This is a genomic window from Moraxella marmotae, assembly GCF_042219885.1.
Lineage (GTDB): Bacteria > Pseudomonadota > Gammaproteobacteria > Pseudomonadales > Moraxellaceae > Moraxella > Moraxella marmotae.
Genome location: NZ_JBHJHR010000002.1, coordinates 1,686,119 through 1,707,629, shown reverse-complemented (window position 1 = coordinate 1,707,629; position 21,511 = coordinate 1,686,119). Strand labels below are relative to the sequence as shown.

The following is a 21,511-nucleotide window of genomic DNA, read 5'->3' as shown; positions in this document are numbered from 1 at the left end:
TGGGGATTTGTTTTACTATTTTGGCAATTTGTTTGGCAAATAGTCAATTTATTTTAAATTTGACATTAAGCCAAGAACAAATATGCCCATGCGGTAACGATGATGATGGCGACAATGTTTAGCCAAAAACCAACCTTCATCATATCACGCTGCTTGATGTGTCCTGTACCCATCACGATGGCATTTGGCGGTGTTGCCACAGGCATCATAAAGGCACACGATGCACCGATACCAATAACCATCACCAGCACTTCAGGCGGCAGACCCAGCTGCACGCCAATCGGTGCAAACAGCGGCACAAGCAATGCTGCCGATGCGGTGTTACTGGTAAATTCGGTCAAGAAAATGATGAACGATGCAATCACAAAAATCACCAATAGCGGCGATGCACCACCCAAAAACGCAGCGATACTGTCGCCCAGTACTTCAGACGCACCTGTATTTTTCATGATGTCCGACAAAGCGATACCACCACCAAACAGCATTAACACGCCCCAGTCGGTATTGTCCGACACTTGTTTCCAGCTGACCAAACCAAGCAACAACACGGCAATGGCAGCAAACAAAGCAATCACCGTATCTGGACTCTTAAAGCCGAACGCTTCGCCCAGCTGCTTGCCAAAAATCCAGCTCACTGCCGTCAATGCAAAAATCACCATGGTCAAAATGCGTGGCGTCGTCCAGCGGATTGGCTCTTGTTCTTCTAAAGTGATTTTTTGGTTCAGATTTGGGCGTAGCACCAAGTACATTGTGCCAATTAACGCTGGCATCAGCACAAGCATCATCGGCAAACCAAAAGACAGCCATTCAGTAAAGCCAATGTCCAGTGCCTTGGCAGCGATCGCATTTGGCGGCGAACCGACCAAAGTCCCCAAGCCACCAATCGACGCTGAATAAGCAATACCCAGCAAGACAAAAACAAAGGTATTGCGGTCTTTTTTCTCGTCAATTTGTCCCAAAAGACCGACCGCCAATGGCAGCATCATCGCCGCTGTCGCTGTGTTACTGATCCACATTGATAGGCCTGCGGTAACGGCAAACACCATAAACACCGCTCTACCCAAATGGCCACCAACTAGGCTAACCAGTCCAAAGGCAATTTTGCGGTCAAGTTTTTGGACATGCAAAGTGGCCGCCAAAGCAAAACCACCAAAAAATACAAAAATAATCGGATCGGCAAACGAAGTCAAAGCCTGCTTGGTTTCAAAATCAGGAATGCCGATAAATAACGCCAACAACGGCACCAAAATCGCCGTTGCCGTCACATGAATGGCTTCTGTCAGCCACAAAATACCGATAAAAGTCGCCAACGCCAAGCCCTTATTTGCCAAAGGTTCAAATGGCAAAACAAAGGCATACAAAACATAAGCAACAATCGCTGCAATGGCAGTAATCACCACGCCTTTGATGGCGTCCGAACGCAACTCGCCAGACGGTGCAACGCCGTCATCACTGTGCTGAAAATCAGTTCTTAGCGTAAAATCTGTCTCATTTGATTGATCTGATTGTGTCATAACTTATCCTTAAATGTAAACACCTATTGAGCGTATATCAAGACCTGTCCATCATACATCAATAAGATAGGGAAGTGGTAACGGCCAGATACAGCAAACAGATACACCAAAAGCTCGTGAAATCACCGATTCCACAAGCGGCATACCCTACCATCGTCCACAACAAAGTTATAATAACAAAAATGTAATATTTTGCAATGTTTTTGAGATAAATAACCGACAAACCATTGAATTTGTTATAAAAGTATTTATTTTTTATATAATTTTTATGTGCAAGAGATAAGTTATGCGTAAATTTAGCCAAATTGACATCGCCTTTGGTTATGCCAATCGCCACAAAAAACGCTTAACAACACATCAAAAATTGGTTACAATAGGTCAAATTCACTTTTGACATCGATTAACCACCATGAGCCAAACGACCGACAACACCCCCAGTAACTTTAAAGACGCTTACGAAATTTTAAAAACCAATGCCGAAAAACTGGAACGCTCGGACGCTTTGGATATTGATAATTTGGTCTGCATTGTTGAAGAATCACTGGCGGCATATCGTGTCTGTCAATCACGCATTGACGCTGTAGAATCGGCACTCAAAGCCGCCTTTGCCGAAGCGGACGGCTTGGATACTGAAGCTTGATTAAATGTTTAAATAAATGTTGATTATTTATTATTCAAATAAAATTAATCGAATTAAAAAAAAACAAACGGTAACTCATCAAAGTTGCCGTTTTTTTATTGCACAAAATTATATAAAATTTATCTGCATCATTTATTCTTTGATTTCAAAGACTTGCTTGAGATACGCCAAGTAAGTATCGTCATCAATCATTGTCTTGCCGGGGCTATCTGAAATTTTTGCCACTGGCTGACCGTTACAGGCGACCAATTTTAGTACGATATTTAATTGCGTTACGCCCATATCATTGGTCAAATTGGTGCCAATACCAAAGCCTGTTTTGATTCTACCAGCAAAATATTGGTGCAAATCCCACGCCTTTTGTAGCGTTAGCCCATCGCTAAAGGTCAGTACTTTGGTTTTTGGGTCAATTTTTAGCTGATGATAATGAGCAATCGCCTTGTCGCCCCATTCGTACGGATCACCACTGTCGTGTCTGAGTCCATCAAACAATTTGGCAAAATACAAATCAAAATCTCGCAAAAATGCGTCCATACCGACCACATCGGTCAAGGCAATCCCTAAGTCGCCACGATACTCACGCACCCAGCACTCCAGTGCCGCCTTTTGTGAATCTCGCAGTCGCACATCTAAGGCCTGAAATGCCTGCATAAATTCATGTGCCATTGTGCCAATTGGTGTGATGCCCAGTGATTTGGCAAGATACACATTGGAAGTGCCACGCACAATCTGCGGACAGGCTTCGTGCAGCGATTTGACCACATGATAATGCCAAGCCTTGCTAAAGCGGCGGCGTGTGCCAAAATCAGTTACGGTAAAAGCCTGCTCTGGGCTGATATTTTGTCCGCTTTGCTCTTGATGATACTGGTGCAGCAGCGTGATTTTTTCGTCAAGGCGACGCTGACCTTCGGCGATGATTTCATCATTTGCCAAACGGCGATAATACAGCTCGCTGATGATACAAAGCACAAAAATCTCAAAAAACATCGCCTGAATCATCGGACCTTCGATATCCACATTCAAAAAGTTATTTTCATCGGTGGATACGGTGATAAAACGGCGTTTTAATGAAAATAACTCTAAATAATCAACAAAATCAGACTTAATAAATCGCAAGCCACGCAGATAATCTAACTCATCTTGGGTGAATCTGAGTTGGCACAAATCATCAAGCTGTCGCTCTAGGTCCGCCTTTATCTCACCAAGCGGATAAACAGTTTGGTGATTGTTGCGGCAACGAAAGCGGTACACGCCATGCGTCTGCGGAAATTGGTGCAGCATCGTTTGTAACATGGTGAATTTGTACAAATCATTGTCCAAAAGCGATGTGATGATGGGCGTATCGGCGGTCAAATTGACACTCATAAGCTCGATCCCTGTGTGATGTTATATTTTAATGATGTAAAAACTCCTATAATACACAAAATTACCAGTATTTGCACCCTTTTCTATAAATTTTTATGTAAATTTCACTATATTTTATAGTTTTTGTTAGAATTTTACCAAAAATGCCTTTTTGTTTTGATTTTTGGTTTTGATAAATTTTAATAAATTCGCCCAACAGCCACGCACTTGATAAAATTTGGCAAATTTGTACCAATCCGCCTTGCAATCTTGGCATAAAGTGCTTATTATGATGACAATTGCCGCCCGTTTTGACTTGTCAAAGTGCGATAAATCACTGACAATTGTCAAAAAATGTCAAAATTGCAAAAAATTGCCAAAATACAATACCATTGGCGGCAAACATTGATTATTGACAAATTATTATGCAAAAAATCACCCCTACTTCATATCCGTCTTTGTGCGACTTATCCAGTGATTCGCTCACTATCCGCCTGCTTGATGATGCCGAGTATAACGCCACGCACGATGCCATGCTAAACCGCACTTTACAACGCATCGAAGACAAAAAAGCAGGCATTCACCACCCTGACGAACTGTGGATTGTCGAGCATCAAGATGTCTATACATTAGGACAAGCTGGTAAACCTGAGCATATTTTATACCAGACCGACACGCCGATTATTCACACCGACCGTGGCGGACAGGTTACTTGGCATGGCACAGGTCAGCTGGTGGTGTATTGGCTGTTTGATTTGCATGGGCTAAATATGGGCGTGCGTGATTTGGTGAGCCACGCCGAGCAGGCCATCGAAGATGTCATCAGCGAATATCTGCCCGACACACTGACCGCAAAGGCTCGCCGAGATGCCCCGGGTGTGTACATTTATAATCACGATGGCGATATGCTGGGCAAAATCGCAAGTTTGGGCTTTAAAATCAAGCAAGGCTTTAGCTATCACGGCATTGCTATTAATCTTATCAATGACTTGTCGCCATTTAACGCCATCAATCCTTGTGGCTATGCAGGCATGCCGATGGCAAAATTATCCAGTTTTGGGCGGTTTGAGTCTGGGCAAGTTGGCGAATTTATTGATAAATTTATCAAAAATATTGCCAGGCGTCATGCTGGCTTGGTTGAATTGCGACCCCAAGATACGCTAAAATAGCACGGTTTTGACCGCTTTGGCGTTTGACACTTTTTTAGCTTTTTAACCTTTTGACTTTTATTACATTGTTATTGATTTTATTTAATTTTTACAATTTTGGAGCAGATTATGGCAGATTTTAATCAAATTTTGGACGCAGGTGATGTTGATGGCGGCGTGATTAATGTCGTTGTTGAAATCCCGGCTGGCTCAAACCACAAAATCGAGTGGAATCGCAAATTGGCATGCTTTGAGCTGGATCGTGTCGAGCCAATCGCCTTTGCCAAGCCTTGCAACTACGGCTTCATTCCGCAGACTTTGGACGAAGATGGCGACGAGTTGGACGCACTGATCATCACCGATCAGCCATTGACCACAGGCATTTTCTTATCTGCCAAAGTCATCGGCGTGATGAAATTTGTCGATGATGGCGAAGTGGACGATAAAATCATCGTCGTGCCTGCTGATGACCGCAACAATGGCAACGCTTATAACAGCCTAGACGATTTGCCTGCACAGCTAATCAAGCAGCTAGAATTTCACTTCAACCACTACAAAGATCTGAAAAAAGCTGGCACAACCGTTGTTCAAGGGTTTTTTGGCATTGATGTGGCAAAACAAGTCATCAAAGAAAGCCAAAAACGCTGGACGGAACAATAATCCAAACCATGATTTATCCGACCAAATAAGCAAATATAGCCAATGTTTTTCATTGGCTATATTTTTTTATTGTATCAGTTAAAAAGTTAGGCAAATTGGGAATTTTGGGGCAAACTTGGATTAAATTGATATTAAACAAAACAAATAAGATGGGATAAATAAGCGTCCATCAAATCAAATCAAAGCAAGCAATGGGTTAATGGGTTACTGGCTTGATGTCAATCTCAATCTCATAATCCATCACTGACGGTCTTTTGCCAAAGGCGTCGTACTCCAATCGCAGCACATGGCGGCCGTTTTTTCTCACTCGATAGCTGCCATTGGCAAAATCATGGACATCAGGACGCACCAAATTTAGGCGAATACGATGATCGGAAATCGTCGCCTGTACGGTCTCGCCAACATAGGGATAAATAAAGTAATCGCAAAACCTGCCAACCATGCTGTCTTGTCTTAGCACTGTGGTGCTATCGACTTTTTTTTGCACCAAATGCGGACAGCTGTCTTGGGCATTGGCTTTACGGACGATGGTTGATGACTGACTCTCGCCAGCTGTCATTTCGGTACTTGTGGCAATGCTGGCATCAAAATTCTGCTCTGACTGCTCCATTTGGCAGGCACTCAAAGCCACAGCGGATAAAGCACCCAAAATCGTACAAACTGTCTGATTGTGTCGCATCATGCCCTATGCCCAACCCATGCCTAAGTCATACACCAAAATTACAATACCGCCTTTATAAGCCATCTGTGAAAACTTTACAACTATGCCAATTATAAATTGTCCGAAAATCCGAACCATTCGACCAATATAGCATAAAATTTACAAAAAATAAACAAAAGACAGCAATTTTTATACCAAATAACAATTTACTTAGCAAACTACTCCACAATATCCACAAAATCAGCCGATAAAACTTTTGCCAAATCCGCTGGTGCCAATCCAATATCACAGCCACGCTTGCCGCCGCTGACATACATCATCGCCAATGTCGCTGCGGTCTTGTGAATGGCGGTTTTTAGGCGTTTTTTCTGTGCCAAGGGGCTGATACCGCCAACAATATAGCCAGTGATACGCTCGGCATCGTCAGGATTTGCCATTTGCAATTTTTTGACACCGACCGCCGCCGCCAGCTTTTTTAAATTCAATCGGCAATCCACAGGCAAAATCGCCACAAAAAACGCCTTGCCATCGGTAGCAAGCAAAGTCTTAAAAACTTCATGGGTGGATAAGCCCAATTTCTCAGCAGCTTCTAGGCCAAAACTGGTCGCATTGGCATCATGCTCATATTCTTTGACCTGATGGGCGATTTTTTGCTTTTGTAGCAGCTTAATGGCTGGCGTCATACTGTATCCAAATTAAGTCCAAGATTGTATCCAAGCTGGTAACTTTTGCCTAATCAACGCTGATTTTGCACGGCTTGGCGGTGGTTTGGTTAGCGATTGATTGGCGATTTTGTGATTTTATCAATAAAAATTAACCAATCATTTAACCATATATCAATTTTTTATCAATATTTGGTCAAGCAATCGGCTTAAGCGGCATCACCACATCGGCATTTTGGGCACGATGACGCAAATAATGATCCAGCAGCACAATCGCCAGCATCGCTTCGGCAATCGGCGTCGCTCGCACGCCAACACAAGGATCGTGGCGACCTTTGGTGATGACATCAACCGCCTCACCGTCCAAATTGATGGTCTTGCCTGCAGTGGTGATGCTGGCGGTTGGTTTTAGGGCGATGGCGACTTTGATGGTTTGTCCGCTAGAGATACCACCCAAAATCCCCCCTGCGTGATTGGCAAGAAAACCCTCTGGCGTCAGCTCATCTCTGGACTCATGCCCAAACTGCTCTGCCACCAAAAAGCCATCGCCAATCTCCACCGCCTTGACAGCGTTGATGCTCATCATCGCATGGGCAATGTCAGCATCTAGGCGGTCAAACACTGGTTCGCCCAAGCCAACAGGGACATTTTCGGCAAAAATTTCCAGTCTCGCCCCACAGCTCGTCCCTGCTTCACGCAGCTTAGTAACCAGCTCTTCAAAGCGTGGCACAGCATCAATATCACCGCAAAAAAACGGATTTTGATTCACCACCTGCCAATCCAATTTGTCGGCTTTTTCGTTGCCAATTTGGGTAACATGACCACGAATCACGATGCCCAATTTTTCTGCCAAGTATTTTTTGGCAATCGCCCCTGCGGCCACGCGCATCGCCGTCTCTCGTGCCGATGAGCGTCCGCCGCCTCGATAATCACGAAAGCCGTATTTCATCGTGTAGGTATAATCGGCATGATTTGGGCGAAAAGTCGTGGCAATGTTGCCATAATCTTTGGATTTTTGGTCGGTATTGCGAATCAACAGCCCAATGGGTGTGCCTGTGGTCTTGCCCTCAAACACGCCAGAGATAATCTCCACCACATCGTCCTCTTTTCGCTGAGTGGCAAATTTGGAAGTGCCGGGTTTGCGGCGGTCAAGTTCGTCTTGCAAATCCGCCTCGCACAGTGGCAAATTGGGTGGTACACCGTCCACAATCGCCATCAAGCCCACGCCGTGCGATTCGCCGCAAGTTGTTACTGTAAAAAGTTGTCCAATGGTATTGCCTGCCATGATGCCGCCTTGTTCAGTTATTGTTTTAAATCTATTTTAAGTTAATTTAAAAATAAATGATTTGTTAAAATCCGATTGATCATTGATGAATGGTTATGATAAATGCTGAGTAATTGCCAAATTACTTGCCTTGAGCAATTTAACTTTTTAAATCAAGCAGTTAATCAAACCTGTTAAAATTTATCAATAGCCAATAAAATGCCGTATTTTAGCACAATTTTTTGGTTGTAGGAAATTCGTAGGAAATTTGCTATCGTTTGCCAAAACCCAGTTAGCCACCTGTCGCCAAAAACTTGCCGCAGCAGGCTTTGAATTTTTCGCCAGAGCTACACAAACACGGCTGCTTGTTGGTGAGCGAATTTGGCACGGTCGGATCCAAAAAATACCACCGCACTTCTTCGCCCTGCTTGATTTTGACAAAAGCCGAGCGTTCATCGTGGCAACCGACGCCATCACTATCAGTACTGACACCATTGTCATTACCAGCAAAGTTGTCTTGCTTGTCAAAATACGCACGAAAATGCACCTGTGCATGACGCTTGCCGATTTTTGGGGCAATGCTGACAATCTCAAGGTTTCGCCAGTGCATCTGTGCTGCCCACTGACTCAATGCCGCCCTGTCCAATAGCCCAGCTTGGGCAGGTACAGTGGTGCGGATAATGTAGTCAATATCCTGCAAAACATAGGCACTGTATCGTGATCGCATCAACCGCTCAGCAGTTGGGGCATTTTGCCCTTGGTGATATGGCTGACAGCAAGTCTGATAATCGCCCAATCCACAAGGGCAAACGGTCGGCTCAACTTTCATGATGCGACTTTCTCATGATGTGATTTTCTTAAGCAGATAATTTTGGGCATCGTGCGTCTCACCCAGCACCGACAATGGGTGCCATTCGCCCTTGCCAGACAGCTCCCACGCCTGCACATCGTCTTTTAGATAATTCATCAAGCCATCTTGGTAGATTTTTTTGAATAACTTTTTATCCAAAATTGGGAATGCAACTTCAACACGGTGTAATAAATTGCGATCCATCAAGTCGGCTGAACTGCAATATAGCCGCTCAACGCCGCCGTTTTCGACATCATTAGCAAAATAATACACTCGAGTATGCTCAAGGAATCTGCCCACCACCGAACGCACACGGATATTTTCGGACAAACCCACCACTTGCGGACGCAAGCAACAAATTGAGCGGACAATCAGGTCAATCTGCACGCCTGCCATGCTCGCTTCGTACAGCTTATTGATGATTTTGCGTTCGGTCAAGGCGTTAAATTTCATGATGACTCGTGCTTTTTTGCCAGCTTTGGCGTGGGCGATTTCATCATCAATCAGACGCATCAAAGTATCGTGCAAAGTAAATGGGGCGTGCAAAATCTGCTTGGCAGGCAGCGGTCTGCCCATGCCTGTCAGCTGCTGAAATACCGCCGCCACATCTTCGGTAACTTCGGTGTTGGCGGTAAACAGCCCATAATCGGTATAAGCCTTGGCATTGCCTGCGTGATAGTTGCCTGTACCCAAATGGGCGTAGCGGCGGATTTTGCCCTGCTCACGGCGGACTATTAGCATCATCTTGGCGTGTGTCTTATAGCCGACAATGCCATAGACCACCACCGCCCCAGCTTCTTGGAGCATATTTGCCACAGCGATGTTTGACGCTTCATCAAATCTGGCTCGCAGCTCAATCACTGCCGTAACTTCTTTGCCATTTCTGGCGGCAGCGGCCAAGGCTTGGACAATTTCCGAATTGACCCCAGAGCGGTAAATCGTCTGCTTAATCGCCAGCACATCAGAGTCGTTGGCAGCTTGCCAAAGTAGATTGACCACAGGGCTAAAGGCATGAAATGGGTGATGCACCAGCACATCTTGCTTACTGATGGCGGCAAACATTGAGCCAGTATCGCTCATGTCAATCTCACGAAATGCCTTAGGAATGGCAGCGGTAAATGGTGAGAATTTAAGCTCTGGGCGGTCAAAGCTGGTCAAAAGCCGAGTCAGGTTTACCGGCCCATTGACACGGTACAGCTGCGAGTCGCTTAGGGCAAATTCTTCTAACAAAAAGTCGCTGATTTCTTGTGGGCAATTGGTCGTTACTTCCAGTCGCACTTCTTGACCAAAACGGCGATTGTCCAGCTCACCTTCTAATGCCTTGGCAATATCATCAACATCGTCCGCCAACGCCAAATCAGCATTGCGTGTTAGGCGAAATTGATAGCAGCCAGTCACTTTCATGCCCAAAAACAGCTCGCCGACATTTTCGTGAATCACTGCCGAAAGCATCACATGATGCTCTTTGCCGCCAGTCAGCTCATCAGGCAGACGAATCACTCGTGGTAGTGAGCGGGGAGCAGGCACGATGGCACGGTTAATATCACGCCCAAAAGCGTCTTTGCCTTCTAAACTGATGATAAAATTCAGTGACTTATTCACCAAGCGTGGAAATGGGTGAGCTGGATCGATACTAATCGGTGTCAAAACTGGCATCACTTGGCTAATAAAGTATTCACGCAGCCAAGCTCGCTGTTTGTCGTTCAAATCATCACGGCGTAGATAGCGGATTTCGTGCTTGGCAAGCTCAGGCAAAATGTCATCATTGAGCATACGGTATTGCTCCGCCACCGCCCCATGAGCGATGGTGCTGATGATTTGCAAAATCTCGCTGGGCTTGCGACCATCTAAGCTGCTGACCTTGTCGCCTTGTTTCATTTTTTGTAATAGACCCGCCACACGGATCTCAAAAAACTCGTCCAAATTTGACGAAAAAATGGTCAAAAAGAACATACGCTCCAGCAAAGGGTGATTGGGATTGGCCGCCTGTGCCAACACTCGCAGCTGAAATCTGAGTGCCGACAAATCACGGTTGATGTAGCAATTTGGCGTAAATCCGCCCTGCTCATCAAACAAATTCTCAAGTTCTGTCAATTTGGTATGTAAAGGACTGGCGTTTGGTTCGGTTGGCTGGGCGTGTTCAGTCATGGCAAAATCCCTAAAAGTTGTCAGAATTTGGCGAATTGCAACAGGCAATGGTCGCAGGCGAATGGTATCAATCATGGCAAAATTCACCAGCACAGCGCTGGCATATCCATCTTTAGGCTGTAAAATTAGTGTACAAAAATTTTGCCAAGGATTCAATGGCTTTTATGGCATTTGCTTTGTCCAAAATATTTTGGCGTGCCGACACTTTACTTTAAATACTCCAATTTGCCAACCAATATGCCAAGTTGATTTTTATGCAGTGATTTATCGTGCTAATCAATCAATTAACTGAATAATTTTGTGAATGATGGCAATTTGACAACAAACCATCAATCATCAACAATCATCGTTCATCACAACCATCAATCATGGCAACTGGGCGGCATTCATGCGTCTTAGGACAATGCGTTGCTTGTTTTTTAATCGCTTGGCGTTAAGATTTTTGCCATAATATTTGGGATTGGGCAACAAACTGATTAATAACGCTGCCTGCTCACGGCTAAGATTTGCTGCTGAACGCTGAAAATAATGCCGTGCCGCCGCATCGATGCCGTAGATGCCTTCGCCAAATTCGGCAACATTTAGGTACACTTCCAAAATCCGCTGTTTGGTCCACAAAGTTTCCATCATCAGCGTAATTATCGCTTCTTCGCCTTTTCGCAGATATGAGCGGTGCGATGTCAAAAATAGGTTTTTGGCAAGTTGCTGGCTGATGGTTGAGCCACCCGCCACCGCCACGCCTTTGGCTTCGTTGGCTTGTGCCGCCGCTTGCATGCTATCAAAGTCAAAGCCGTGATGCGTGGCAAATTTGCCATCTTCACTGGCAATGGCAGCTTGTTTGGCAGCTTTGGCGATGTTTTCATAATCCACCCAATTTTGCGTTACGCTGCCGCCAGATAGACGATGCCACAGCATAAACGCAGAATGATTGACAGGCGTATTGCCCCAAAGCACCAACAGCCCTGCCACCAGCAGATGAAAACTGATAAATAGCACCAACAGTGGCGTTATTATCCATTTAAAAAACCAACGAAACACGCTACAATACTCCAAACACAGCAATTGTGTACATGATAAACCATTGCCAATGTCTTGTATAGCGGCAATTTTTGATGGTTTATTTTTATTTTATTTAATAAAAATTTTAATACAATGACAATCAGTAACCACGATTTGCCAAAACTTGCCAATTTTGATGCACTAAAAACACTCAAAACCAATCGCCATGCCCTATCGCAGACGGACAACACGGCTTTGATTGCTAAGATTTTGAGCAGTTTTTATCGCCAGCCCATTGATGATCAATCCGTTGGGGCAAATGACCCAAACACTTGGTATCTGATTGGCACTGATGGCTGTCATTTGTGCGATAAAAGCCACGCTGTCATTAAGCAAGCCTTTGCCACAACCAGCAACGCCCCAACACTGCAACTGCTGGATTTGGCAAATGCCAGCGATGAGCAGCTGATTGATGCTTTGGGTGTGCTGATTCCTGTGCTAATCACCAAAACACGCCTGTTGTGCTATCCGTTTGGCGTGATGGATATTTTATCTTTACTGCATGATGTTTGATGATTATCTTAATAAAATCAAACGCAATCATTGTGTGATAGTTTAATAAAAATTCATAAAATAGTTATAAATTTAGTCATTTATCCAATCAGAGATATTTTTAAACCTGCTTACCAATTAAAATCTTTGCTAGAACAAAACAAACCGACCAAGCGGTTTTATAATGGCTTATTATGATAATAGCAATAATTTATTGCTCCAGTTTCACCAATTTTAGCAAATTTTCACAGCATTTCGCATAATTTTACAATTTTTATCCCAGTCTGTTACATTGCTTGTCCGATTTGGATTTATAATATGGCTAATACAAATGGTTCATGGCATGACCAATTTAGAAATCCCAAATCCAAGGACAATTTATGAAAAGCCCAATTTTTCTTACTGGCGTTTTGATGACCACCCTAGCCGCCCTGCCTGCCCACGCTGATGAGTATAATCGCATCAGCTTTAGTAGCGAAGTCAAAAGCGAAATCGCCAACGACGAAATGCGTGCCACGATGAGCAAAACCGCCCAAGCTGCCACTGCCACCGCCATCGCCAAAGAACTAAACAGCAGCATTAACGCCGCCATGCAAATCGCCAAACGCTATCCTGAAGTGAGCGTCAGCACAGGCAGACAAAGTACCTACCCACGCTACGCCAATGGTAGCAATAAAATTGTCGGCTTTACTGGCTCGGTATCGGTAGAAATTAAGAGCAATAATTTTGAAAAAGCCAGCCAGCTCATTGCCGATTTACAATCGATTATGGTCATGGAAAATATCGGCTTTAGCGTCTCAGAACAGCTGCGAGAATCCGAAGAAAAACGCCTACAACTACAAGCCATCAAGCGTTTTGGTGATGAAGCTGCCACCATCAGCCAAGCCTTTGGCTCAAGCAGTTATAAAATCGTCAATGTCAGCCTTGGCGGTAATCACAACCACTACTACCGCCCCATGGCAGCAATGTCAATGAAAGTCGCCGATGCCAGCAGTGCCATCGAATCGCAAAGCCTAGAAGCAGGCAACACCACACTGACCTACACCGCCAATGGTACGATTGAGCTGGTCAAATAACCCAATCGCAGATTTATCATCTTTTGGCAAATTGTGCTATCATAAGCGTTATGATTATTTTAGATTATCGTGAGAATTTTATGATAAAAGCAAACAAATTTTTGACCGTTGCCATCGCAGGCATTTTGTCAGCTAATTCGGTTAATGTCGCCTTGGCAAATGCCGATGATGACATCATCTCTGGCGAAGTGGTTGTACCAACGCAAACCGACCACAGCAGCATCAACAGCATCGAGCAAGGCGGCAAGCGTGTTACCATTCATGGCTTGGACGAATATGCCCGTCGTGTCAATGAATCGGCGTGGTCAGAAAATATGAAAGTCAATACCGCCATGACGGTAAAAATGCAAGTTTTGCTTGACTGGAATCACGCATCACCCGGCCCAATTGATGGTGGCTGGGGCATGAACAGCAAAAAAGCCTTGGTGAATTTTCAAAAAATTCAAGGACTTGAAGCCACTGGCAAGATGAATCAGGCCACTTGGGACGCCCTGATTGCCAATATTCCTGCCGAACAGCCAGTTTTGGTGTCTTATACCATCACCGAAGCGGACGCCAAAGGCCCATACAAAAAACTGCCCAACGATGCCGAATCTCGCTCAAAGCTCAAAGCACTGGGCTATGAGAGTATCCAAGAGATGCTCAGTGAACGCTTTCATATGGACATCGCCTACCTAAAAAAACTCAACCCAAATAAAAAGTTTGTCGCAGGCGAAACCATCACCGTGATCAATACAGGCAAGCCGTTTGATGGCAAAATCACTCGTGTGGTTGCCGATCGCAGCGATAAGATTTTGTATGCTTATCACGGTGATCAACTGGTCGCCACTTATCCCACCACAGTCGGTGGTAATGCCAGCAGCACACCGGGTGGCAAATACAAGATTGTCAATAAAGTCAAAATGCCAACTTATAAAGCCACGGTTAATAAAGACAGCGATGAGCCAAAAGTTTTTTATCTACCACCAGGGCCAAACAGCCCTGTTGGCGTCGCTTGGATGGGGTTAAATAAGCCCAGCTATGGTATTCATGGCTCGCCAATCCCTGAAGGCATCAGCCGTCAAGCGTCGCTTGGCTGTATCCGCCTGACCAACTGGGACGTGCTGGAATTATTTGCTGTGATTGAAAATGGTGCAACTGTTGAAATCCGCTAATGCTTTTTTAGCCAGATTTTAATCAAAAGACCTTCTGTTTTTGCAAAAGGTCTTTTTACTAAGTTGCGTTCTTGACCTGCATTATTGGTTATAAATCCTGTAAATTACCCACCAAAAAAAACAGCCCAAGTATTGCTTGAGCTGTTTTTAATTCAATTTTGACTTGACAATGCCAACTGATTATTTGGCTTGATATGCCAATTTGACACCAACGATATAACCGTCATTGTCAGCAAACTCACCCACTTTAGCGCCTGTCGGCACTTGAGCAGTGGCATCGCCAAATTTCAGATATTTACCACCAACGGCAAGCGACCATTGTGGCGTAACATTGTACTTAGCACCCAAACCAACTGAGTAGTAGCCCTTGATTGGTCCTAGTGTGCTTGCAGGATTGCCTGCACCGCTGTCATAGCCCACTGAGCCAGACACTGCCAAGCGATCGCTGACACGCTTACCCAGACCAAGCTCAGCCGACCATTGGTCTTTTGAGTAGCTGACGATTGGTAGGCTTGTGCCAGTGGCGACTTTGGTGGTGTCGCCATAAGTTGGCGGACGAATGTCAAAATCAGCCCAAGGCACATAACGCACTTTGGCGGTCAGTAGCGTGGTTGGGTTGATGCCAGTTTGGAAATCTAAGTTCCATGATTCAGGCAGTGTTACCTTAAAGTCTCGGTTGGTATGTGTATCCAAGCCACGCAATGCCAACACTGGTACGGTTTCGGCGATGGTGCTTTCATGCTCAATCTCTGAGCGATAAGTCAAAGCTGCTTTTAGGGCAATTTCAGGCTTGTGATATGCCACACCTGCCACCCAGCCGACTTGGGTATCGGTGGCGATGCGAGCATCGTAGCCGTTCATGCCACTATAAGCTGTACCACGCAAATGCACTTCGCCATTTAGACGCTGTGCTGCTGGACCACCATATACTTGGAAGTTTTTGTTCGCACCCAATTTAGCACCAACCAGCATGGTGATATTGTTGGTACGGATTTCTACATTGGTACCTTGACCATCTAGGCTGTCAGCAGTATTAGCAATGGTATCTAGCGTATCAGCAATGCCTTTGGTAACAGGATTGCCACGAACCAAGTCTGCAGTACCGTGTGCCAACTCTGGACTGGTGATTGTTGGTGCTAGCTGATTTAACAATTCTTTATATGCAGTCTTTTGCCCTGGAGTTAATGCTGAACTTGCTTCAAGTCTGGCTTGAATTGCTGGCGTAGCAGTCTTAACCAATGCCTGTGTTGTCGCATCGCCATTAGCCACAAAATTATTATCACCACGATATTGTACCGCCGCCCCAAATGGCTCATCATACAGCACACCGACGCTAAAAGTATCATTGATGTCTGTTTTTACGCCATAGCGGAAAAAGTCGTAAGCTTCAGCAACATCTGACACAGGTTTGCCAGCGATGTCCTTGCCTGCGACATCAGCATCGATATAAGTATAAACCGCTTCTGCATAAGTGCCGTCTTGCAAAAACGCCGTAATATCCTGACCTGAGCGATCCATACCAGCAGCGTGTGCGGCAGTGGCCGTCAAAGTCGATGCCACAGCGATGCTGAGTGCTTTATATCCAAATTTTAAGCTCATCACATTCTCCAAATAAAATCCAAGTAAAATCCCTAAAAGGCACAAAATCCACCTTTCTGATAAGCACACAGAAATGTCAATGTTTGTACACTCGTATCTTAAAACAATTTTATAGACAAAACAAGGGAAAAATTGACAGTTTTTGCAATATTTCTGGCAAATTTATCAAAAATCTATCCAAAAAACTTACAAAACGGCAAATTTGCTAAATAATTGAGCAAAAAAAATCACACTTTTGGGCGGTGCTGCACAGTTGTTGTTTTTGGCATGCTTTTGGTGCTTTAGCGTGTTTTGGAGAATTACCTGTTAATTTTTATAACAATTTTATGGCAATCAATCTTTATAATCACAAATCAAAAGTTAATAATGCGGCGGACGATCTGCCAACAAATCAAACGGTGCAATGCCGACATCGGTATTTTTGGCTTGGATTTGCTGATATAAAAGTCGCAACTGGTCTTGCATATCAATAAGCTGCTTGTCTTGGCGAGCGATGATGGCACTTAGGCTGTCGCAAGTGTCTTCCAAAAAGCTGATGCGAGTTTGTAGCTCGATTAGGTCGTGTTCGGTCGTATCAATAGTCATATCAATCACAGTATTTATTATATGGGTTGTATTAAAAGCGTTATTTTACGACATTCTCCGTAAATTTTGGGGAAAATTTGGGGAAAATTTGGTATGATAGTCGGCAAATTGTCTAAATCTTAATAACTGTTATGGCGTTGATTCAATTAAAAAATATCCATCTGGCGTTTGGTGTCGCTCCCATCTTAGGTGGCGTAAATTTTAGCCTAGAGCCGAATGAGCGTGTCTGTCTCATCGGACGCAATGGCGAAGGCAAATCCACCCTGCTCAAGCTCATCACTGGCGATTTACACGCTGATGACGGCGAAGTGCTGATTAAAGATGGCGTAAAAATCGCCATGCTTGCCCAAGATGTGCCAAACCAATCTGCCAGCGTGCTAGATGTGGTGATGAGCGGCAATCGGACCATCGCTCAAGCACTGACGGCGTATCATCAAGCCAGTATTGACTGCAGTCATGGCGATAATGCCGCCTGCGATGCGATGACTTCGCTGCAACATACCTTAGATACGCTGCACGGCTGGGATTTTGAACGCCAAGCCAAGGCCTTGATTGACAGCATGGGACTGGACACTGATGCCAAACTTGATGAACTGTCTGGCGGTCGCAAACGCCGTGTCTTGCTGGCTCGAGCGTTAGTTACCAAGCCTGATGTGCTGCTGCTTGATGAACCGACCAACCATTTGGACATCGAAAGCATCGATTGGCTCGAAAATTTCTTATTAAACGAAAAATTAACGGTGCTGTTTATCACCCATGACCGTAAATTTGTCGATGCCTTAGCCACACGCATCATCGAGCTAGACCGTGGGCAGCTATCCAGCTATGATGTCGCTCAAGGCGTGGGCGGTTATGCTCGCTACCAAGAATTAAAAGAGCTAGAGCTTGCCAGCGAACAAAAAAGCTTTGCCGAATTTGACAAAAAACTTGCCCAAGAAGAAGCATGGATTCGCCAAGGCATTAAAGCACGCCGTACTCGCAACGAAGGACGAGTGCGTGCCTTAAAAGCCATGCGTGAAGAACGCAAAGCACGCCGTGATGTCGTGGGTAATGTACAAATCAGCCAAAATGGCAGCGAAAAATCTGGCAAAATTGTCTGTGAAGTCAATCACTTAACTTTAGAATATGACAACAAAATTCTGCTAAAGCAATTTTCCACCCTGCTCATTCGTGGCGATAAAGTCGGCATCATCGGCAAAAATGGCGTGGGCAAAACCACATTAATCAAAACCATCTTAGGGCTTGATAATTCAGCGATTCAGTCAGGTTCGGTCAAACTGGGTACGAATTTAAACATCGCCTTTTTTGATCAATTAAAAGACGACTTAGACCCCGAAAAATCAGTATCTGACAATGTCTCTGAAGGCTCGGATTATGTCGAAGTTGGCGGTCGCAAAACACACATTTTGGGCTATTTGCAAGACTTTTTATTTACGCCAAATCGTGCCAGAACGCCAGTCAAAGCCTTATCTGGCGGCGAAAAAGCTCGAGTGTTGCTCGCCAAATTGTTGCTAAAACCTGCCAATGTCTTAGTACTTGATGAGCCAACCAACGATTTGGACATGGCGACGCTTGAGCTGCTCGAAGATTTTGTGGTTAATTTTGACGGCACGGTGTTACTCATTAGCCATGATCGCACTTTTATGGACAATGTCGTTACCCAAACTTGGGTTTTTGACACCGACAAGCACGGCGATGGCGTGGTGCGTGAATATGTCGGCGGTTATGAAGATTATCTGGTGCAACACGCCAGATTTGTCGCAAGCCAGCCAAAAACCGCTAAGCCTGAAATCGATAAGCCAAAATCTGATGACAAATCCGATAAATCCGACAAATCCACCAAAGCAGCTCAAGACAAGCAAGATACCACCAAAATCGCCAGCCAAAAACGCAAACTGTCTTATAAAGAGCAGCGTGAGCTTGACAGCCTGCCTGATGAAATCGCAACCTTAGAAGCCGAACAAAGCACCTTATCTGCCAAACTTGCAGATGGTAGCTGGTTTGTCAGCGATTTGGCAGCTGCCACTGCTGCCAGTGAGCGACTGGGCGAGATTGATGAGTTGTTGCTTATCAAACTTGAGCGTTGGGACGAACTGGAGAGCATTGCCAAATGAGCTGCCAATCAAACTCTGATCACAGCTGCGGTTGCCAAACCAAAAAAACCGCCACCACGCCAACCAAAGGCACACCAAGCCTAACCGATACGCACAAGCAAACTCAAATGGCGGACGCCAAGCCATTTTTATGGTCGTTTTTGCACCCAAAAAACTGGGGATTTTGGTTGGTGTTTTTGCTGATTTTGCCCTTGATTTATCTGCCATTAAGACTGCAATTTTGGCTGGGCAAACAGCTTGGCAAATTGGTATTTTTGCTTGCCAAAACTCGGGTCAAGGACACTTTGATTAATCTAAAACTTGCCTTTAGCGACAAGTCCGATGCCGAACGCCTTGCCATCGCTCGCCAAGTGTTTATCAATCAAGGCATTGGCATTTTTGAGAGTCTGTGTGCGTGGTTTCGCCCCAATGTTTTTGTCAAAACCTTTAGCATCTCAGGTCTGCAACATCTGATTGATGCCCAAAAAAACGGCAAAGCGGTGATTTTGCTCGGCGGTCATTACACGACTTTGGATCTTGGCGGTCGTTTTTGTACGCAATTTTTTGCAGCGGACTGCGTTTATCGTCCGCAGAACAATCCGCTGTTTGAGTGGTTTATTTATAATGCACGGCGGCGGATTTTTGATGAGCAAATCTCCAGCCGTGATATGAAAAAACTCATCACTCGTATCAAAGCTGGGCGAGTGATTTGGTATTCGCCCGACCAAGATTTTGGTCTGGAACATGGCGTGATGGCGACTTTTTTTGGCGTGCCTGCCGCCACCATCACCGCACAACGCCGACTGGCAAAGATGGGCGACAAAACCAATCCCCCTGCCGTCATCATGATGGATATGATTCGCCAAACGCCAGATTATATCCCCCGTGGCCGCCGTCCGCACTATCATATCAGCCTAAGTGCCGCACTGGATAACTACCCCAGCGATGATGAAATGCTTGATGCCGAACGCATTAACCGCTTGGTTGAAACCAATATCCGAAAAGATGTCAGCCAATGGATGTGGTTTCACCGCCGATTCAAAAACCAAGCCGATGGCAAAAATTATTATCATCAAGATTTGTCATGATTGGCGATGAATCCTAATAGCAGATAACCATGCCTTAATATTAGACAACTTTTTATTTAAACTTATCAACCATCTGTATAAACACACCGATGATTAATATGTATGATTAGATTATATAAATAATTATCAATTGTCATGATAATTATTACTACTTAATAACCTTAGGAAAATTTATGATTCGTACACTACTTGGTGGCAAAATTCACCGTGCCACTGTAACCCAAGCCGATTTGAACTATGTTGGTAGTATCACCATTGATACCGACCTGTTGGACGCTGCTGGCATTTTGGTTAATGAAAAAGTTGCCATCGTCAATAACAACAATGGCGAACGCTTTGAGACCTATACCATCGCTGGTGAGCGTGGCAGCGGCATTGTCTGCCTAAACGGTGCTGCTGCTCGCAAAGTGCAAGCGGGCGACATTGTGATTATCATGTCTTATGTGATGATGAATGATGATGAAGCCAAAACCCACAAACCCAATGTGGTTTTGGTTGATGAGCAAAACCACATCACTCAAGTGTTGCATTATGAACCTGCCAATACGGTTTGGTAAATCAGTTTAATTTAACTTACCAAAATAAAAATAAAAATAAAAACGAGATTGCTTTATGCCGTCTCGTTTTTATTTTTGGTATCATATCAATTTAATAATTTTAAGCAAATATTAATTATGCCAATTACTTTAAAGTTCACAAAAGTGCTTAAACCATGATGATTTTAAGATAAATCAATGCATCACAAACCAAGCATTTTAATTCAGTCTTTGGCAAATTTTGCCACCAAATTGGCCATTTGCACCGCTTCTGGCGTCGCCAGCTGATTTAGTCCAGCGATAACGCCTGCTTGATTTTCTGGCGGTTTGTTTTGGCTAAGTTTGAACTGAGCGGCAATGTCCAAAATCTCAAGGTCAATCGCCACCAAGGCATCGCACATATTATCCACATATTCTGTCGGTGCATCATCAAGCTGCCACGGCGTGTGGTCGGTTTGTCCAGCCAGCTGCGTCTCAAAAAAATCTGTCGTCTGTGCCAGCACTTGCTTTGCCCCATCAAGCTGTTGTCGTACCGTCGCTGCAGCGGTGATATGCACCGTTTGATAATTATAAGTCGGCACTTCTTTGTGCGTCTTGGCCTTAGTTGGATACCAGTTGGGACTGATATAATGCCTTGCTCCCATAAAAACCAGCAGCCACGGCGTGTCGGTATGTTGCCAAATTTGATTGGCACGAGCGACATGGGTGATGAGTTTATCCACGCCATCTTCAACCACATGAATCACAGGCACATGGCAAGCGCACGGCTTACCGTCAGCAACATAACTGATGGTCGCTAACGGATACTCGGCAATCAAGCGAAAAATCTCACGGCGATCCGTCTGAGCAAAACATTTGGGGATAAACATCATTCAACCTTAATCAATAAACTTAATAAACAATTTAATAAAAAAAATCAAGAAAATCTATCAAACTTT

21 protein-coding genes are annotated in these 21,511 nt (G+C 44.6%); 10 read left to right on the top strand and 11 right to left on the bottom strand.

Annotation, left to right across the window (positions count from 1 at the left end; translation table 11 throughout):
• Window positions 1-65: 65 nt before the first annotated feature.
• Window positions 66-1,514: an SLC13 family permease gene (locus ACFBZI_RS07860; protein WP_375715779.1), complete on the bottom strand. Its 1,449-nt coding sequence runs from the start codon at window positions 1,512-1,514 to the stop codon at window positions 66-68.
• Window positions 1,515-1,923: 409 nt separating this feature from the next.
• Here ACFBZI_RS07860 and xseB point away from each other — a divergent pair, with 409 nt between their 5' ends.
• The gene (gene xseB, locus ACFBZI_RS07855; RefSeq protein ID WP_375715778.1) at window positions 1,924-2,154 is read left to right on the top strand and encodes an exodeoxyribonuclease VII small subunit; all 231 of its coding nucleotides are present in this window, start codon (window positions 1,924-1,926) and stop codon (window positions 2,152-2,154) included.
• A 132-nt stretch (window positions 2,155-2,286) separates the two neighbouring features.
• Here the strand turns inward: xseB and pncB are convergent, their stop codons facing one another.
• Complete coding sequence (gene pncB / locus ACFBZI_RS07850; RefSeq protein ID WP_375715777.1) at window positions 2,287-3,519, bottom strand: nicotinate phosphoribosyltransferase; 1,233 nt, start codon at window positions 3,517-3,519, stop codon at window positions 2,287-2,289.
• Window positions 3,520-3,923: 404 nt separating this feature from the next.
• Between pncB and lipB the strand changes: the two genes are divergently transcribed.
• Together lipB and ACFBZI_RS07840 are read left to right on the top strand one after the other, a co-directional pair.
• Window positions 3,924-4,667: a lipoyl(octanoyl) transferase LipB gene (lipB, locus tag ACFBZI_RS07845; RefSeq protein ID WP_375715776.1), complete on the top strand. Its 744-nt coding sequence runs from the start codon at window positions 3,924-3,926 to the stop codon at window positions 4,665-4,667.
• 108 nt (window positions 4,668-4,775) lie between these two features.
• Window positions 4,776-5,306: an inorganic diphosphatase gene (locus ACFBZI_RS07840; RefSeq protein WP_375715775.1), complete on the top strand. Its 531-nt coding sequence runs from the start codon at window positions 4,776-4,778 to the stop codon at window positions 5,304-5,306.
• Window positions 5,307-5,502: 196 nt separating this feature from the next.
• On the opposite strand, the gene ACFBZI_RS07835 is transcribed toward ACFBZI_RS07840, so the two are convergent.
• From ACFBZI_RS07835 to ppk1, 5 genes are all read right to left on the bottom strand, one after another.
• Window positions 5,503-5,988 (bottom strand): hypothetical protein, encoded by a 486-nt coding sequence (locus ACFBZI_RS07835; RefSeq protein ID WP_375715774.1) that lies wholly within the window; start codon window positions 5,986-5,988, stop codon window positions 5,503-5,505.
• A 197-nt stretch (window positions 5,989-6,185) separates the two neighbouring features.
• Complete coding sequence (gene ybaK / locus ACFBZI_RS07830; protein WP_375715773.1) at window positions 6,186-6,650, bottom strand: Cys-tRNA(Pro) deacylase; 465 nt, start codon at window positions 6,648-6,650, stop codon at window positions 6,186-6,188.
• A 175-nt stretch (window positions 6,651-6,825) separates the two neighbouring features.
• The gene (gene aroC, locus ACFBZI_RS07825; protein WP_375715772.1) at window positions 6,826-7,914 is read right to left on the bottom strand and encodes a chorismate synthase; all 1,089 of its coding nucleotides are present in this window, start codon (window positions 7,912-7,914) and stop codon (window positions 6,826-6,828) included.
• A gap of 271 nt (window positions 7,915-8,185) precedes the next feature.
• The gene (locus ACFBZI_RS07820) at window positions 8,186-8,725 is read right to left on the bottom strand and encodes a YchJ family protein (protein ID WP_375716336.1); all 540 of its coding nucleotides are present in this window, start codon (window positions 8,723-8,725) and stop codon (window positions 8,186-8,188) included.
• Window positions 8,726-8,734: 9 nt separating this feature from the next.
• Window positions 8,735-10,891: a polyphosphate kinase 1 gene (gene ppk1, locus ACFBZI_RS07815; RefSeq protein ID WP_375716335.1), complete on the bottom strand. Its 2,157-nt coding sequence runs from the start codon at window positions 10,889-10,891 to the stop codon at window positions 8,735-8,737.
• Window positions 10,892-10,964: 73 nt separating this feature from the next.
• On the opposite strand from ppk1, the gene ACFBZI_RS07810 reads away from it, so the two are divergent.
• A complete protein-coding gene (locus ACFBZI_RS07810) occupies window positions 10,965-11,183 on the top strand; it encodes a hypothetical protein (protein WP_375715771.1) in 219 nt (72 codons plus the stop codon).
• A gap of 74 nt (window positions 11,184-11,257) precedes the next feature.
• On the opposite strand, the gene mtgA is transcribed toward ACFBZI_RS07810, so the two are convergent.
• Window positions 11,258-11,929 (bottom strand): monofunctional biosynthetic peptidoglycan transglycosylase, encoded by a 672-nt coding sequence (gene mtgA, locus ACFBZI_RS07805; protein ID WP_375715770.1) that lies wholly within the window; start codon window positions 11,927-11,929, stop codon window positions 11,258-11,260.
• A 114-nt stretch (window positions 11,930-12,043) separates the two neighbouring features.
• Between mtgA and ACFBZI_RS07800 the strand changes: the two genes are divergently transcribed.
• From ACFBZI_RS07800 to ACFBZI_RS07790, 3 genes are all read left to right on the top strand, one after another.
• Window positions 12,044-12,463, top strand: coding sequence for a thioredoxin domain-containing protein (locus ACFBZI_RS07800; protein WP_375715769.1), 420 nt, complete (start codon window positions 12,044-12,046; stop codon window positions 12,461-12,463).
• 359 nt (window positions 12,464-12,822) lie between these two features.
• Window positions 12,823-13,518 (top strand): SIMPL domain-containing protein, encoded by a 696-nt coding sequence (locus ACFBZI_RS07795; RefSeq protein ID WP_375715768.1) that lies wholly within the window; start codon window positions 12,823-12,825, stop codon window positions 13,516-13,518.
• Window positions 13,519-13,598: 80 nt separating this feature from the next.
• A complete protein-coding gene (locus tag ACFBZI_RS07790; RefSeq protein ID WP_375715767.1) occupies window positions 13,599-14,672 on the top strand; it encodes a L,D-transpeptidase family protein in 1,074 nt (357 codons plus the stop codon).
• A gap of 180 nt (window positions 14,673-14,852) precedes the next feature.
• On the opposite strand, the gene ACFBZI_RS07785 is transcribed toward ACFBZI_RS07790, so the two are convergent.
• Together ACFBZI_RS07785 and ACFBZI_RS07780 are read right to left on the bottom strand one after the other, a co-directional pair.
• Window positions 14,853-16,271 (bottom strand): outer membrane protein transport protein, encoded by a 1,419-nt coding sequence (locus ACFBZI_RS07785; protein WP_375715766.1) that lies wholly within the window; start codon window positions 16,269-16,271, stop codon window positions 14,853-14,855.
• A 360-nt stretch (window positions 16,272-16,631) separates the two neighbouring features.
• Window positions 16,632-16,856, bottom strand: a complete 225-nt coding sequence (locus ACFBZI_RS07780) for a SlyX family protein (protein ID WP_375715765.1) — start codon at window positions 16,854-16,856, stop codon at window positions 16,632-16,634.
• 131 nt (window positions 16,857-16,987) lie between these two features.
• Between ACFBZI_RS07780 and ACFBZI_RS07775 the strand changes: the two genes are divergently transcribed.
• The 3 genes from ACFBZI_RS07775 to panD all read left to right on the top strand — a co-directional run bounded on the left by ACFBZI_RS07775 (window position 16,988) and on the right by panD (window position 20,594).
• On the top strand, window positions 16,988-18,970 hold the full coding sequence (locus ACFBZI_RS07775; protein ID WP_375715764.1) for an ATP-binding cassette domain-containing protein: 1,983 nt from the start codon (window positions 16,988-16,990) through the stop codon (window positions 18,968-18,970).
• Window positions 18,967-20,037, top strand: coding sequence for an LpxL/LpxP family acyltransferase (locus ACFBZI_RS07770; protein ID WP_375715763.1), 1,071 nt, complete (start codon window positions 18,967-18,969; stop codon window positions 20,035-20,037). Before ACFBZI_RS07775 ends, ACFBZI_RS07770 begins: the two co-directional genes overlap by 4 nt.
• Window positions 20,038-20,210: 173 nt before the next feature.
• Window positions 20,211-20,594: an aspartate 1-decarboxylase gene (panD, locus tag ACFBZI_RS07765; RefSeq protein ID WP_375715762.1), complete on the top strand. Its 384-nt coding sequence runs from the start codon at window positions 20,211-20,213 to the stop codon at window positions 20,592-20,594.
• Window positions 20,595-20,797: 203 nt separating this feature from the next.
• Here panD and ACFBZI_RS07760 read toward each other — a convergent pair whose 3' ends face one another.
• Window positions 20,798-21,442 (bottom strand): FMN-binding negative transcriptional regulator, encoded by a 645-nt coding sequence (locus ACFBZI_RS07760; RefSeq protein WP_375715761.1) that lies wholly within the window; start codon window positions 21,440-21,442, stop codon window positions 20,798-20,800.
• Window positions 21,443-21,511 lie beyond the last annotated feature (69 nt).

Bases quoted from the DNA above. Each gene is read 5' to 3' on its own strand.
- ACFBZI_RS07860 (WP_375715779.1), bottom strand. From the start codon at position 1,514: ATGACACAATCAGATCAATCAAATGAGACAGATTTTACGCTAAGAACT.
- lipB (WP_375715776.1), top strand. From the start codon at position 3,924: ATGCAAAAAATCACCCCTACTTCATATCCGTCTTTGTGCGACTTATCC.
- aroC (WP_375715772.1), bottom strand. From the start codon at position 7,914: ATGGCAGGCAATACCATTGGACAACTTTTTACAGTAACAACTTGCGGC.
- ACFBZI_RS07780 (WP_375715765.1), bottom strand. From the start codon at position 16,856: ATGACTATTGATACGACCGAACACGACCTAATCGAGCTACAAACTCGC.
- panD (WP_375715762.1), top strand. From the start codon at position 20,211: ATGATTCGTACACTACTTGGTGGCAAAATTCACCGTGCCACTGTAACC.
- ACFBZI_RS07770 (WP_375715763.1), top strand. From the start codon at position 18,967: ATGAGCTGCCAATCAAACTCTGATCACAGCTGCGGTTGCCAAACCAAA.
- xseB (WP_375715778.1), top strand. From the start codon at position 1,924: ATGAGCCAAACGACCGACAACACCCCCAGTAACTTTAAAGACGCTTAC.
- ACFBZI_RS07790 (WP_375715767.1), top strand. From the start codon at position 13,599: ATGATAAAAGCAAACAAATTTTTGACCGTTGCCATCGCAGGCATTTTG.
- ACFBZI_RS07840 (WP_375715775.1), top strand. From the start codon at position 4,776: ATGGCAGATTTTAATCAAATTTTGGACGCAGGTGATGTTGATGGCGGC.
- ybaK (WP_375715773.1), bottom strand. From the start codon at position 6,650: ATGACGCCAGCCATTAAGCTGCTACAAAAGCAAAAAATCGCCCATCAG.
- ACFBZI_RS07800 (WP_375715769.1), top strand. From the start codon at position 12,044: ATGACAATCAGTAACCACGATTTGCCAAAACTTGCCAATTTTGATGCA.
- ACFBZI_RS07795 (WP_375715768.1), top strand. From the start codon at position 12,823: ATGAAAAGCCCAATTTTTCTTACTGGCGTTTTGATGACCACCCTAGCC.
- ACFBZI_RS07810 (WP_375715771.1), top strand. From the start codon at position 10,965: ATGGCAAAATTCACCAGCACAGCGCTGGCATATCCATCTTTAGGCTGT.
- ACFBZI_RS07760 (WP_375715761.1), bottom strand. From the start codon at position 21,442: ATGTTTATCCCCAAATGTTTTGCTCAGACGGATCGCCGTGAGATTTTT.
- ppk1 (WP_375716335.1), bottom strand. From the start codon at position 10,891: ATGACTGAACACGCCCAGCCAACCGAACCAAACGCCAGTCCTTTACAT.
- ACFBZI_RS07785 (WP_375715766.1), bottom strand. From the start codon at position 16,271: ATGAGCTTAAAATTTGGATATAAAGCACTCAGCATCGCTGTGGCATCG.
- ACFBZI_RS07835 (WP_375715774.1), bottom strand. From the start codon at position 5,988: ATGATGCGACACAATCAGACAGTTTGTACGATTTTGGGTGCTTTATCC.
- pncB (WP_375715777.1), bottom strand. From the start codon at position 3,519: ATGAGTGTCAATTTGACCGCCGATACGCCCATCATCACATCGCTTTTG.
- ACFBZI_RS07775 (WP_375715764.1), top strand. From the start codon at position 16,988: ATGGCGTTGATTCAATTAAAAAATATCCATCTGGCGTTTGGTGTCGCT.